Here is a 13,579-nt window from a genome sequence, read left to right on the forward strand (position 1 = left end):
TAATGGGATAGTAATGATTCGTAAAAACAGATAATTATTCTAGTAATTTTACAATAATAAAAAAAAGACCTATGCGGGTACTTTTTAATGTAAAATAATAGGTGGTAAATAACTATTTAACTTATAAATTAAAATGGTTTTAGGAGGATAAAAATGACAGAACAAGTAACACAACAACAAATTAACTCCGTGCTCTGGCAAGCTGCTGATACATTTAGAGGAAAAATTGATTCAAGTACATATAAGGATTATATCCTTACGATGTTGTTTATCAAATATTTAAGCGATGCATACAAAGAACGTGTAGAAGAATATACAAAACGTTACGATGGTGATGAACAGCGTATTAAACGTGCTTTATCTAGAGAAAGGTTCGTTTTAGATGAGTATTCTACATTTGATTATTTGTATAGCAAACGAAATGATACTGAAATTGGTGAAATTATAAACAAGGCATTGGAACGTCTGGAAAATGAAAATACAGGGAAACTGCGTGGTGTATTTCGTAATATTGACTTTAATAGCGAGGCAACTCTTGGAAGAGCAAAAGAACGAAATGCTATGCTTCGTTCATTGTTAGAGGATTTTAATAAACTAACATTAAAACCGTCAGTTGTTGGAAGTGAAGATATTATTGGTGATGCATATCAATATATGATTGAACAATTTGCATCGGATGCAGGAAAAAAGGGTGGTGAATTCTATACTCCTACAATGGCATCGGAATTATTAGCCCGTCTTGTAAAACCAAAAGAAAATGACCGAATATATGATCCAACGTGTGGTTCAGGTTCTCTGCTTATTAGAGTAGCAAACCAAGTGCCTAATAAGAAAGTTGCAGTTTATGGACAAGAAAGAAACGGAGCAACTCACTCATTAGCTCTTATGAATATGTACCTACATGGTATAGATGACGCAAAGATTGAATGGGGAGATACTTTAGCTAACCCATTACATCTTGAAGATGGAAAGTTAATGAAATTCCAAGCTATTGTAGCTAATCCTCCTTTCTCCCTAGATAAGTGGGCAATGGGCTTTGCTGGAGAAGGTAATAATGATAGCAAGTTTAAAATGGAATCGAGCCTTGATCCGCATAGAAGGTTTGACTGGGGGGTACCGCCAGGTTCAAAAGGCGATTATGCATTTGTTCAACATATGCTCTATTCTTTAGCAGAAAACGGTAGTATGGCAACAATTCTTCCAAATGGTGTTTTATTCCGAGGAGCAAGTGAAGGGAAGATTCGTAAGCAGATCATTGAAATGAACTTATTAGACTGTGTTATTGGCTTACCAGCGGGACTTTTCTTTGGAACAGGAATTCCTGCATGTATCATGGTTTTTAAGAAAGGGCGAAAACGTAAGGATGTCCTCTTTATAGATGCTTCAGGGGAAGAAAATTATGAAAAGGGTAAAAACCAAAATAAACTAAGAGAAGAAGATATAGAAAAGATTATTAAAACATATGAAAAATTCGAAGTGATTGAAAAATACTCTTATGTGGCGAATATAGATGAAATTAAGGATAACGACTTTAATCTTAACATTCCTAGATATGTAGATACATTTGAGGAAGAAGAGCAAGTCAATATGGAACAGGTAAAAGAAAAGATTATTGATATAAAACAAGAGCTTCAAGAAATAGAATCACAGATGGAAAAGTATTTAAAAGAGCTAGGATTGTAGGTGGTTACAATGAATAAAGCACTCGGAGAAAAAAAGTCCATTGTAAAAGAAGTTCCTGAAAATTGGGAAATCAAATTAGTAGGTGAAATAGCCAATATTTCAACAGGCAAAAAAGACACAATTAATAAAGTGACAAATGGTAAATACCCTTTTTTTGTTAGGTCCCAAACAATTGAACGAATAAATAGTTATTCATTTGATGGTGAAGCAGTTTTAACCGCTGGAGATGGAGTTGGTGTAGGAAAAGTATTCCATTACATAAATGGAAAATTTGATTACCACCAAAGAGTTTATAAAATAAGTGACTTTAACGATGTAAATGGACTTTTCTTTTTTTATTTTTTCAAGAGTAATTTCTATAAGCAAATTATGAAATATAATGCAAAAACTTCTGTTGATTCTGTAAGGTTGGAAATGATCTCAAAAATGGAAATCGCTATTCCTCCTATTAAAGAACAAATAAAAATTGCATCTATTATTAATATTTGGGACAGGGCAATTGAGCTTAAGGAAAAGCTCATAACTCAAAAAAAGGAGCAAAAAAAAGGATTAATTCAAAAGCTCTTGTCGGGTAAATTAAGATTTACTGGGTTTGTAGAGGAGTGGAACAAGGTACGTTTGGAAAATGTTATTGTAGGAAAAGGTTCTTACGGTATTAATGCTCCTTCAACAGATAAAGATTTATCATTACCAACTTATCTGAGAATTACAGACATTAGTGATGATGGATATATAATAAAGGACGGGTTAACATCGGTTGATCATCCCGATTCTGAGAATTATTACTTGGAGAAAAATGATATAGTCTTTGCACGAACAGGAGCATCAACAGGTAGAGCGTATCTATACGAAGAATCTGATGGAAGATTAGTTTATGCGGGATTTTTAATAAAATTTCAAATAGACTCAACAAGGGCAAACCCTAAATTCATTAAATACATTACACAAACAGAGAAATATTATAATTGGGTTAAAGTCATGAGTGTAAGAAGTGGTCAGCCAGGTATTAATGCGGAAGAATATAAACAATTACCTATTTTTTTACCTCCTCTTAAAGAACAACAAAAGATTGCAGACATATTATCTGATTTGGATAGGAATATTTCATTATTAATAAATGAAGTAGAGGAACTAAATAAGCAAAAGAATGGACTTATGCAAAAACTTTTAACAGGAAAAGTTCGAGTAAAGGTGTAATCCTTACAACTTTTCAGTGTTTGAAACGAAGGTGTGACGATGGAAAGAGATAAAAGTTATGATGAACGTTACATTAGCCAAAAGCCTGCAATAGAGGTTTTACAAAGTATAGGATATGAATATATTGCTCCTGAACATGCAGAGATTATGCGTGGAAATCTTAACAATGTTTTACTTAGAACGGTATTGGAAGAAAAAGTTAAAGAGTTTAACTTCTATGAATATAAAGGAAAAACATATAAGTTCAGTGATTCAAATATTCAACAAGCTATTCGCGATCTTGACGAACAACTAACAGATGGACTTATAAAAACTAATGAAAAGATTTTTGATACTCTAATGTTAGGACGAACTTATACCGAATTCCTGACAGATGGTTCAAAAAAATCTTTTACGATTCAGTTTGTTGACTGGGAAAATTTCCAGAATAATGTTTTCCATGTTGTAGAGGAATTCTCTGTCGAAAGAATGGATGGTCGTGGCAATGTTCGACCTGATATAGTCCTTTTTGTGAATGGTATTCCGTTTGCTGTGATAGAGTGTAAAAAAGCATCAATCTCTATGGAGCAAGGTATTAGCCAAATGATTAGAAATCAAGGAAAAGATTATGTTCCTCAGTTGTTCAAGTTTGTTCAAATTGTTATGTCCACAAACAAAAATGAAACCAAATATGCTACTTGTAATACACCGAAAAAATTTTGGTCTGTTTGGAAAGAAGAACAGGAACTATGGTTGGGAACTTTATTGGATAATAATATAAAAGGGCGTATGCCAACGATGCAGGATAAAAACATTATCTCATTGTTCCATCCTGAGCGTTTATTAGAGCTTACACATTTTTTTACTTTATTTGATAAGGATGTAAAAAAGGTCACTCGTTACCAACAATACTTCGCTATCAAGGAAATTATTAAGACCATTGAAGAGCGTGATGAAGAAGGTAATCGACAAAGTGGAGTAATTTGGCACACACAGGGATCTGGTAAGAGTTTAACTATGGTCATGTTGGCAAAGTATATTTTGTCTGACTTAAGCGACTTTAATCCACAGGTGGTTGTTGTGACTGACAGAGTGGAGTTGGATAAACAGATTCATAAGACATTTAATCATACTAGGTTAAAAGCGAGTCGAGCCACATCAGGCAGCCATTTAGTAAGTTTAATAAACGACAATAATGCTGATATTGTCACCACTTTAGTCCACAAGTTTGATACAGCTTCTACAAAACAGAAGCCAATTCAATCAAAAGACATTTTCATTTTAGTTGACGAATCGCATAGAACTCAATATGGTGAACTTCATATTAAAATGAAAAAAGTGTTCCCAAATGCTTGTTATTTAGGCTTTACAGGAACACCACTTATGAAAAAAGAAAAAAGTACAATGATTAAATTTGGGAAGCTCATTCATACCTATACTATTGCGGACGGAGTTAGAGATAAGGCAATTGTTCCATTGTTATATGAAGGAAAAATGGTGGAACAGTCAGTCAATCGGCAAGCGATTGATAATCGTCTTGAAATGATTACGCGAAATTTAAATGGTAAGCAAAAAGAAGATGTCATGAAAAAGTGGAGTATTTTTGAGAGAATAGCTTCATCAGATCAGCGAATAAGTATGATAGCCTTTGATATTAACCAGCACTTTTTAGACAACTATAAAACACAAGGCAATCAATTTAAAGGAATGCTTGCAACAAACAGTAAAATTGAAGCAATTCGTTATTTAGAAGCTTTTGAGGAGCTTGAGGATTTAAATTGTGCAGTGGTTGTTTCACCACCTGATCAACGAGAAGGACACGAGACGGTGGATGAGGAATCGAAAGATAAAGTACAACGTTTTTGGAAAAGAATGATGGATCGATATGGTACTCCTGAAGCGTATGAGGATGCCATAAAAGAAGAGTTTATAAATGGTGATGAAATAGACTTACTGATTGTCGTTGATAAATTACTTACTGGCTTTGATGCTCCCAGAGCAACAGTACTTTATATCGATAAATCGATGAAGGAACATACTCTACTTCAAGCCATTGCAAGGGTTAATCGACTTTATGAAGGAAAGGACTACGGTTTTATCCTTGATTATCGTGGCTTGTTGGAAAAACTTGACCAAGCACTGGAGATGTACTCAGGTGCAGGATTAGAGAATTTCGATCCAAAAGACATAAAAGGTGCAATCCATGATGTGATTAGTGTAATTGGACAATTACGTCAATGCCATTCTGATTTACAACAGCTTTTTGCTCCTGTAAAAAACAAGAAGGACGCAGAAGAATTTGAGGTTTTTCTTGAAGATGAAGAACTTAGAAGTGAATTTAACGATGTATTAAGTAAATTTGGTCGTAATTTAGGTATCGCATTGGAATCTGAAAAAATATACATTTCACTTCCACCTGGAGAGTTACAAATATATAAAAAAGATTTAAAGTTCTACCAAGAGCTACGGAAAAGTGTTAAGTTACGTTACTCGGATACAATTGATCATAAAGAGTATGAAGCCAAAATGCAAAAGCTAATGGACAACTACATATCAGCAGAACAAGTTATCCGTATTACAAACCCTGTTGATATTTTAAATGAAAAGGCATTTGAGGAAGAACTGAACCGATTGGGCTCAAAACGAGCAAAAGCAGATGCTATCCGTACTAGATTAACAAAAAGTGTGAGTAAGAAATGGGACGAAAATCCTGCTTTTTATAAAAAGTTCTCAAAACGTATTGAAGAAGCAATTCAAGCGTATAAGGATAAAAGAATTTCTGAATCAGAGTATTTGAATAAAATGAAGGACATAATGAAAGATTACCGAAAAGGTGAATCTGATGATAATTATCCAGATGCTATTAAAAAGAACCAAAATGCTCAAGCCTTTTATGGAGTTACAAAAGATATTATGAGTGAGGTTAAAGAAACATCGCAAATCTATGATGTACTAGGTAATTTAGCACTAAAAATGGATAATATTATTAAAGAATACAAAAAAGTTGATTGGCATGATAATATCCAGATCCACAATCGAATTGCTCAAGAGTTAGATGACCTCCTTTATGATTTTTCGATGGAACATAAAATGGATTTGGATTTCGATCAAATTGACAAGATTATAGAGCAGGTCAAATCAGTTGCTCTAAGACGTTACTAAGGTTGTGACCAACATGGAAAAACATCACGTTAAATATGGAACCAAGGTAATTGAGTTTATTATTGAGAGGAAGAATGTAAAAAATGTTAATCTCAGTATTAGACCTGATATGACGGTATCAGTATCTGCTTCAGAAAAAGTACCATTAAACTTTATATATGATTTTGTTAAAGGGAAAGGCGCATGGATTTCAAAGCACGTAAAGAATTTTGAGAACGTGCAACCCTATAAGCAAAGTGAAAGAGAATATGTTAGCGGAGAAGCATTCAAATATTTGGGTAAACAATATAGATTACGAGTCCAGGAAGTTGAATGTGAAGAAACCGTAAAGTATTTTCGAGGATTTATCTATTTGTATATAAAAGATAAGAACGATTTTAATCGAAAAGCAAAACTAATGGACCAATGGTACCGTGGAAAGGCAAACAAAGTATTTCAAGAGTCGTTAGATAAATTGTTTCCATTGGTACAAAAATACGGTATTGAAAAACCAACTCTTGAAATTCGAGTAATGAAAGCAAGATGGGGTTCAGCTTTAATTGATACAAGTACAATTCTTCTAAACCTGGACCTACTTAAAGCACCGAAACATAGTATTGATTATGTAGTATTACATGAACTAATTCACTTTAAATACAATGACCATAGCGACAGTTTTTACGGAATGCTTTACTCCCTAATGCCAGATTGGGAGAAAAGGAAAGCTATTTTGGATGAAGAGATTGTCAGAGAAATTTGATCTTTGGTACAAATCCCCACTTAATTGGAATAGTTGCCTACTGTGGATCGGCTATCCAATTTCGGGAAATACAGCGAGCGGAAGTCTGAATATACAATTTAAAGGAGGATCAATCCATGCCAGAAATTAAATTTGAAATTAAAGAAACAATAGGGACTTTATCACAGTCCCCTAAAGGGTGGAATAAAGAACTTAACCTTCTCAGCTGGAATGGAAAAGAGCCAAAGTATGATTTGCGTGATTGGGCACCAGAACATGAGAAGATGGGGAAAGGTGTAACGTTGACTAAGGAAGAGTTAAAAGAATTAAAGAAGCTACTAAATAGTATTGAATTATAAAGAACCATCAGAAGCAGGATCATCTGCTGGTGCGTTAATACACTATTGGAGACCCCCCCAGAACTAATAAGGTACCTCTCATTAGTTCTGGGGGAGTCTCCAATTTTGGGAGAAAGAAAAGTCATTTTAGATGTAAATTATTAACACCTCGTGAAGGGATATTTATGTGTTTATACTTTAATTGTTTCAACATATAAGTTTAGGATGCTAAATTCATAAATAATAAAAGTTGCAGTTTTCCGCCTTTTTATATCCAATGAACTCCCCGAAATTGTGAATCCACTTTGTATTTTCCATCGCCTAGTGATATAAAGTATTTTTTGTACGTTAAGCTATGAGTAAGAGATGCACCGTTGGTTAAACAGGCGTTGATATAATTGTCTGGTATATTCCATGATTTAGTTGAAGCGAAATTTCTTATATCTGTAATTGCAAAAGGCTCGTTAATTACTTGACCGTTTACTGCACCTACTATTTCTCTATTCAGCCCTCTACCGTATTTAACCATTTCATTTCCCCCTTTATATTAGTACTCCTATAAGATCAAACAGCGTTTTTAATCGTTCTTTATACAAAGATTCATAGTATTTTCCGATAAATTCCTTTGCTTTTTCAGGACGTTCAAGTTTAACTTCAATTTTAAAATTTCCATTAATTATAGTAGTTTTGTTAAACGTATTTTCAATTTTGGTTGTTCCAGTGCTTTTTAACAAGTCGGGATTTTTAGCTACAATGAAAGCTACTAATAAAAGAATGGTAAGATCAAGGTTACGGTGTAAAGGAAGTTCTTCACTTTGACGGCTCCATTTTTCACCCTTATCAGCATATCTCCACACTTTCACAGAAATTTCTTTTGGATTCCATTGTGCTATTCCCAAGCTTAACCCTTTGGCATCACTATCCCCAGCCCTATAACCATCCATGTCTTCATATTGCTCTACTACCATCAGGGGCTGGTGTTTTAGATTTCTTGGAACCATATAATCCATTTTAAGTCCTCCTTCAAAAATTTAAGATTATCATTCACTAAAATTCTACTGCGTATCTACTAAATATATAGTAAACATTTACTAAGTGATTGTCAAATATATGAATTAACAAGAAATTTAAGTTTGTTGATTATTTTTTAATCGAATATGTAACTATCGAATATAGATACAACTTTATATAATTAGGTTAAGAAAGGATGGTGCTGAAATTGAATTTGAAAAATTACCACAAACAAACACAGATTAGAACTAAATACCTAATTTTATTTAAAGTCCTTAAATTTCTTTCTTTTTCTTCATCGATTGAATGTACATTTTTGTTAGACGAAAATTTTGAAGAAATACCTGATGAACTCAAAAAAGACTTATTACTCGCAAAAAAAACTGAAGAAATTAGCAGAATGGCTTTCGGGTGGTTAACTACAAATGTTGAAAAAATATATAAAAAGCAATGGGTAAAGAGATATGGGCTGCTTGAAGAATTGCAAAAATATTTAATTTCGACGCAAATGTTAAAAGATAATGACCCAAGATTAAAAAAGATGTGGGAGAAATTAATAAATTCATTGATAGTTCAAGAGGAGAATTTAAAAGGGGCAAAACGTTCTCAAAAATTAAATTTAATATTAAATCAAATCAATGGAATTTATCCAAATAGAATGGTAATCAAGGATGCGATAAATAACTTTGGTAAGTTTGTTGAAGAAAATGAAAGTACAAAATTATATTATGCATTAAATGATTATTATGAATGCTTAGAGTCAGAAATGAAAGACGAGCAAATTAGTGTTTCTTATGGGAAGAACCTTATTTTATTTTTACGGTCTCAATTGTTGGAGAAAAAATATCAAAAATATGATCAAAAGTGTGAAAATCCTAAAAGTATATATGATTGGATTAAATATCAAGAATATAATCATTATGTTATTACCCTACACTTATGTAAATATATCAAGGAATTATTAAAATTTGATGATTCAATTATATCTAGCGAGTTAAAAAGTGATTTTCAAAATATCGACAGCATAGATTGTCCGTTTTTGATAACTGAAGAGTTAATCAAGAAAGCACATAATAGAGAAGGAGCTCAGGTGAGGAATACTCATTCTTTTAAGGTTAAAAGAGATACGATAAATCAAAATCATATGTTAATCCAGCATGTTACAGAAATGTATAAAGGTATAAAGAAGCCAAAGAGAAATAAAAAAAAAGTTACATTACTAGTTGAACATGATCTAAATAAAAAAAGTAAAGAATTAATGAGTCATGATGAGTATTCAGCAAAAGTTATTGAGATAAGCAAACAAAAGTTCAATTTATATAATGATATGGGGGAATAACAATGGAATATCTCAAGTTGGGGATGGATAAAGCATATATTGAAGGATTAAAAACTATAAATCAAACATATAGACGACCTGCTGGTTTAGGCTTAAATAAAGGTTTTCCTGAAACCATGACAACTTATAATAAAAACAGAAGGATAATAGGAAGAATGGAAAAGGAACATTATGAGCAATTAAAACAAATCGAGAAAGACTCGAAGAAAGAAACAAGGAAAGTTTAGGGTATCTTTATATCAGCCCAAGGCTAAGATTTTAACATCTATGCGATAGGATGGCTGGGCATCTTACTGGCATCAGCGAATTCTCCGCGAGATGGAATTAACGAGTGATGAAGCTATCGAATTTGCCAAGTTAAACGCAGGTGTAGTCATCCCATCCAAAACAGGTATAAATCCTTATTATCTTGGAGTAAAAATATTTGAGGATATTGAAGAACGCTGGAATAACCCGACAGAAGAAATGATGAAGCGGGGCGAGAAGCCAAATTCCGGACGTGAAAAAATATTCGAGGTAAGAGAAATTGAATCCGATATATCATTTTTACGAAATTATTTAACAAAGGACCTTGTTATGAGAGAAGACATGTATTTATTTCAAAAACAAGGCCGTGATTACAAAATTGTCGATAAGGAATGGAAGCAGGTTCGGGATCAGCTCGTCAGTATGCGTGTAAATGGTGGTTTTCCTTATATCACGGTCAATGATGGAGACTATATGAAAAATGGGGAACTCTATTTAAAGCACTGGTACGAAGGCATCGAGCTTGATTTAAAATATCTTGAAAAAGTATTGTCATATTTGCATCAGCTATGGGGAAGAACCGTTCATATGGAATCGGTTATCGAAGGTAAGGAAATGCTGTTTAGTTATGATGGCAGGAGTGTGCAGAGAAAGTATTTGTAATACAAAAAATCCATTTTATTTGAAAATGGTTATATAAAATTTATTTTGCATGAATTTATTTAGGTTAACTAAATCGGATTAGATTTTTAATTAGGATACACAAGACAAGGAAGATGTACTTCCTTGTTTTTTTATTTAGATTAGTGTTTCCTGCGATGGCATATACAGATACAGGGGTGGATACAAAGAATGCGTCTTTGCTATTTGGTACAGGTAGCCTAAGTTGGATAGTGTTCAGGCTTGTGAAACATAGGGAAGGTTTAATAAAAATTTGTTAATATAATGGTTAAAGGAGGTTATTATTTTGGTAATCCAATCAAATATGACTTCAAAAGCTATTCGTGAAATATGGGAAGAAACATCAGAAGTTTTTCAGAAATATAATGTTCCTATTATAGAAAAAGCATTACAAGAATTAGTTAATGACAACATTCTTCATCTATTAATAACTGAATTAAATAAAGTAGTAGGAAGCTCCAATGCTACTTGCATAGAAGGTGGCTGAAGAATGTCGTCTCGTACAGAGTAGGTTACTCCTCTTAAAATCTTTTTTAGGAAGTGGAAATGATGGACTATTGTAAAGATATGAGAGAAATGATTGGGGATTCTCCACTAATTATCGTACGGCCAAGTGCTGCAATCCTGAATAATAAAGGAGAAATTATACTGACCCGAAATGTAGGTGGAACATGGACTATTCCGGGGGGATTTTACAGTTAAATGAATCAGTTGAAGAGTGTATTACTCGAATTGTATTTGAAAATATAGGCGTAAAGATTAAATCATTAGAATTGTTTGGAGTCTATTCAGGTAAGGAATCAATCAATCGAGTCGACGAAAGGTATCATACTGTTGCAATAGGATATTTATGTACCGAGTATGAGGGAGAAATTACACCTAATAGTAATCAAGAAATAGAAACCGGATTTTTTAGATTAAATCAATTACATAAAGAAATGGATCCTTTTATTAAGAAAAAGTTAATCGAATGGAAAGATCGTTTAAAAAATAAGATCTAAAGGGGCTCGGCTGCACCAATCAACTCAGATTTATACTTTTCTTATTTGTAGACGATTATCATTTAAATATATTGTTCTGTTATAGCCTTTTTAACAGGAGATTATGGAGGGAAAACAAAGTATATTTATAATTACCAGAGCGGGATTAGGTAAAACGAACTTTGCGACCAAGTGTAAGTGAGTTCTTGCTGCGGTTAAAGGATATACACCAGTCGGGCAGCTTTGGACTGTTTTATTTGTTCAGGGGATTACACATGAATTCAAAACATAAACAATCCCTTATTCCCATCGCACTGATTGCAGCCTATTGCTAGTGGAGGAATCCATTCTTTATATTTTGCTGCCGACACATTTCTAAAAATATATGAAGAGACCGAGTTTGGTCTCTTTTATTTGTCTTTGCAAAATCTTAACAAAGATTTTCTTTAAGAAAACATATAAGTGATTTATTATATAAGTGGAAAGTTATATATTTTTTTCTTCATTATTAAAAAAGCAATTTTGAAAACGCATAAGTATATTATTTACTTATTTAAAAAGAAAGGAGGGTCAGGGATAACATGACCGAACCAACATTTCAAATAGAACAAGCTGCCAAAGTCTTAAAATTACTTGGTGATCAAACACGATTAACGATGATTAAAATGATGGATCATCATGATTGTTGTGTGTGTGAGTTTGTAGAAATATTTGAAACTAGTCAACCTGCTATTAGTCAGCACTTACGAAAGCTAAAAGATGCTGGCTTAGTGAAAGAATTTAGAATGGGACAATGGATTATCTATTCATTGAAAAAAGACAGTAAATATTATCCGTTAGTGCAGGATCTATTAGTACATATACCTGATCAGACTTTTCGATTAAAAGAGCTAGAAGCAAAAGGTAAGCGTATTTCATGTAATTAACAGGAGGATTCATCATTGGTTTCAACTATCTTAGCAGTATTTATTTTTTTAATCACCCTCATTTTAGTTATCTGGCAACCTAAAAAATTATCTATCGGGTGGTCCGCTTGTGGTGGAGCAGTTTTAGCCCTGCTAGTGGGAGTCGTTGATTTTCACGATGTAATAGAAGTAACGAAAATTGTGTGGAATGCTACATTTTCTTTTATCGCTATCATTATAATTTCTTTAATCTTAGATGAAATTGGCTTCTTTGAGTGGGCTGCTCTTCTTTTGGCAAGAACGGCAAAAGGAAATGGAATTAAAATGTTTGTTTACGTGAGTATTTTGGGAGCACTAGTCGCAGCTTTCTTTGCGAATGATGGAGCCGCTCTTATTCTTACGCCAATCGTATTGGCGATGGTTCGAAATTTAAACCTCGAAGAAAAAATGATTTTTCCGTTTATTATCGCTGGTGGATTTATCTCTGATACAACATCTCTTCCACTAGTCGTAAGCAATTTAGTCAACATTGTTTCAGCTGATTTTTTCGGAATTGGATTCGTTCAATATGCTACAAAAATGATCGTCCCTAACTTGTTTTCTTTAATAGCAAGTATTCTTGTGTTATTTCTATATTTTAGACGGAATATTCCAAGACAATATGATATATCAAAATTAAAAAATCCAGTCGACGCAATCCAAGATAGGAAAATGTTTCGGATGTCTTGGGTTGTGTTAGTAGTATTATTGGTAGGCTACTTTATCAGTCAGATATTCGATATTCCAATTTCCGTTATTTTAGGTGCCGTAGCTATCATCTTCTTAGTAATTGGAAGAGAAAGTAAGGCAATTGAAATCAAAAAGGTGCTTAAAGGTGCACCTTGGGCAATCGTATTTTTCTCAATTGGCATGTATGTGGTCGTATATGGACTACGAAATGCTGGTTTAACTACTTTATTAGGAGATGTGATTCAATCGGCAGCAAATCAAGGTTTACTGGTTGGAACAGTATCGATGGGATTTTTGGCAGCATTTCTGTCTTCTGTTATGAATAACTTGCCAACCGTAATGATTGATGCTCTTGCCATCGCCGGTACCAATACGGAAGGTGTGCTAAGAGAGGGACTGATATACGCGAATGTCATCGGTTCGGATTTAGGACCGAAAATTACGCCAATCGGCTCTTTAGCAACACTCTTATGGCTTCATGTATTAATATCCAAAGGTGTAAAAATATCATGGGGGACGTATTTTAAAACGGGTATTATTTTAACCATCCCTGTCTTATTGATCACCCTTTTAGGACTGTACCTATGGTTACGGCTTGTTTAACCTAAACG

The 13,579-nt window shown here is 33.4% G+C and carries 14 protein-coding genes and 1 pseudogene; 13 read left to right on the plus strand and 2 right to left on the minus strand.

What is annotated here, in order from left to right; translation table 11 throughout:
- Positions 1 to 153: 153 nt before the first annotated feature.
- The 5 genes from KHA87_RS00905 (at position 154) to KHA87_RS00925 (ending at position 7,098) form a co-directional block, all read left to right on the plus strand.
- Positions 154 to 1,683, plus strand: coding sequence for a type I restriction-modification system subunit M (locus tag KHA87_RS00905; protein WP_213092248.1), 1,530 nt, complete (start codon positions 154 to 156; stop codon positions 1,681 to 1,683).
- Between the two features lie 9 nt (positions 1,684 to 1,692).
- Positions 1,693 to 2,880 carry a restriction endonuclease subunit S gene (locus KHA87_RS00910; RefSeq protein ID WP_213092249.1) on the plus strand — a complete coding sequence of 396 codons (1,188 nt, stop codon included), beginning with the start codon at positions 1,693 to 1,695 and terminating at the stop codon, positions 2,878 to 2,880.
- 39 nt (positions 2,881 to 2,919) lie between these two features.
- Complete coding sequence (locus tag KHA87_RS00915; RefSeq protein WP_213092250.1) at positions 2,920 to 6,021, plus strand: type I restriction endonuclease subunit R; 3,102 nt, start codon at positions 2,920 to 2,922, stop codon at positions 6,019 to 6,021.
- Positions 6,022 to 6,034: 13 nt separating this feature from the next.
- Positions 6,035 to 6,760 carry a M48 family metallopeptidase gene (locus tag KHA87_RS00920; RefSeq protein ID WP_213092251.1) on the plus strand — a complete coding sequence of 242 codons (726 nt, stop codon included), beginning with the start codon at positions 6,035 to 6,037 and terminating at the stop codon, positions 6,758 to 6,760.
- Positions 6,761 to 6,876: 116 nt separating this feature from the next.
- On the plus strand, positions 6,877 to 7,098 hold the full coding sequence (locus KHA87_RS00925) for a YdbC family protein (protein ID WP_213092252.1): 222 nt from the start codon (positions 6,877 to 6,879) through the stop codon (positions 7,096 to 7,098).
- A gap of 247 nt (positions 7,099 to 7,345) precedes the next feature.
- Here KHA87_RS00925 and KHA87_RS00930 read toward each other — a convergent pair whose 3' ends face one another.
- Both KHA87_RS00930 and KHA87_RS00935 read right to left on the minus strand, forming a co-directional pair.
- Positions 7,346 to 7,606 (minus strand): hypothetical protein, encoded by a 261-nt coding sequence (locus KHA87_RS00930; protein WP_213092253.1) that lies wholly within the window; start codon positions 7,604 to 7,606, stop codon positions 7,346 to 7,348.
- A gap of 13 nt (positions 7,607 to 7,619) precedes the next feature.
- The gene (locus KHA87_RS00935) at positions 7,620 to 8,087 is read right to left on the minus strand and encodes a DUF6530 family protein (RefSeq protein ID WP_213092254.1); all 468 of its coding nucleotides are present in this window, start codon (positions 8,085 to 8,087) and stop codon (positions 7,620 to 7,622) included.
- A gap of 209 nt (positions 8,088 to 8,296) precedes the next feature.
- Here KHA87_RS00935 and KHA87_RS00940 point away from each other — a divergent pair, with 209 nt between their 5' ends.
- The 8 genes and pseudogenes from KHA87_RS00940 to KHA87_RS00970 all read left to right on the plus strand — a co-directional run bounded on the left by KHA87_RS00940 (position 8,297) and on the right by KHA87_RS00970 (position 13,571).
- Entirely contained in the window at positions 8,297 to 9,427 is a 1,131-nt protein-coding gene (locus KHA87_RS00940) for a hypothetical protein (protein WP_213092255.1), read from the plus strand.
- Positions 9,428 to 9,429: 2 nt separating this feature from the next.
- Positions 9,430 to 9,654: a hypothetical protein gene (locus tag KHA87_RS00945; protein WP_213092256.1), complete on the plus strand. Its 225-nt coding sequence runs from the start codon at positions 9,430 to 9,432 to the stop codon at positions 9,652 to 9,654.
- 49 nt (positions 9,655 to 9,703) lie between these two features.
- A pseudogene (locus tag KHA87_RS00950) lies at positions 9,704 to 10,336 on the plus strand (SpoVR family protein); the annotation flags it as partial.
- A gap of 304 nt (positions 10,337 to 10,640) precedes the next feature.
- Positions 10,641 to 10,841, plus strand: a complete 201-nt coding sequence (locus KHA87_RS00955; RefSeq protein ID WP_213092257.1) for a hypothetical protein — start codon at positions 10,641 to 10,643, stop codon at positions 10,839 to 10,841.
- Positions 10,842 to 10,903: 62 nt separating this feature from the next.
- The gene (locus KHA87_RS22080; protein ID WP_249310037.1) at positions 10,904 to 11,056 is read left to right on the plus strand and encodes an NUDIX hydrolase; all 153 of its coding nucleotides are present in this window, start codon (positions 10,904 to 10,906) and stop codon (positions 11,054 to 11,056) included.
- Positions 11,026 to 11,355 (plus strand): NUDIX domain-containing protein, encoded by a 330-nt coding sequence (locus KHA87_RS00960; RefSeq protein ID WP_249310043.1) that lies wholly within the window; start codon positions 11,026 to 11,028, stop codon positions 11,353 to 11,355. Before KHA87_RS22080 ends, KHA87_RS00960 begins: the two co-directional genes overlap by 31 nt.
- Before the next feature lie 560 nt (positions 11,356 to 11,915).
- Complete coding sequence (locus KHA87_RS00965) at positions 11,916 to 12,260, plus strand: ArsR/SmtB family transcription factor (protein ID WP_213092258.1); 345 nt, start codon at positions 11,916 to 11,918, stop codon at positions 12,258 to 12,260.
- A gap of 15 nt (positions 12,261 to 12,275) precedes the next feature.
- Positions 12,276 to 13,571: an arsenic transporter gene (locus KHA87_RS00970; RefSeq protein WP_213092259.1), complete on the plus strand. Its 1,296-nt coding sequence runs from the start codon at positions 12,276 to 12,278 to the stop codon at positions 13,569 to 13,571.
- Positions 13,572 to 13,579: the final 8 nt, after the last annotated feature.

The sequence above is a fragment of the Bacillus sp. FJAT-49736 genome (assembly GCF_018343615.1).
Classification (GTDB): Bacteria; Bacillota; Bacilli; order Bacillales; family Bacillaceae_C; genus Margalitia.

Bases quoted from the DNA above. Each gene is read 5' to 3' on its own strand.
- KHA87_RS00935 (WP_213092254.1), bottom strand. From the start codon at position 8,087: ATGGATTATATGGTTCCAAGAAATCTAAAACACCAGCCCCTGATGGTA.
- KHA87_RS00920 (WP_213092251.1), top strand. From the start codon at position 6,035: ATGGAAAAACATCACGTTAAATATGGAACCAAGGTAATTGAGTTTATT.
- KHA87_RS00905 (WP_213092248.1), top strand. From the start codon at position 154: ATGACAGAACAAGTAACACAACAACAAATTAACTCCGTGCTCTGGCAA.
- KHA87_RS00930 (WP_213092253.1), bottom strand. From the start codon at position 7,606: ATGGTTAAATACGGTAGAGGGCTGAATAGAGAAATAGTAGGTGCAGTA.
- KHA87_RS00910 (WP_213092249.1), top strand. From the start codon at position 1,693: ATGAATAAAGCACTCGGAGAAAAAAAGTCCATTGTAAAAGAAGTTCCT.
- KHA87_RS22080 (WP_249310037.1), top strand. From the start codon at position 10,904: ATGGACTATTGTAAAGATATGAGAGAAATGATTGGGGATTCTCCACTA.
- KHA87_RS00965 (WP_213092258.1), top strand. From the start codon at position 11,916: ATGACCGAACCAACATTTCAAATAGAACAAGCTGCCAAAGTCTTAAAA.
- KHA87_RS00915 (WP_213092250.1), top strand. From the start codon at position 2,920: ATGGAAAGAGATAAAAGTTATGATGAACGTTACATTAGCCAAAAGCCT.
- KHA87_RS00925 (WP_213092252.1), top strand. From the start codon at position 6,877: ATGCCAGAAATTAAATTTGAAATTAAAGAAACAATAGGGACTTTATCA.
- KHA87_RS00945 (WP_213092256.1), top strand. From the start codon at position 9,430: ATGGAATATCTCAAGTTGGGGATGGATAAAGCATATATTGAAGGATTA.
- KHA87_RS00960 (WP_249310043.1), top strand. From the start codon at position 11,026: ATGGACTATTCCGGGGGGATTTTACAGTTAAATGAATCAGTTGAAGAG.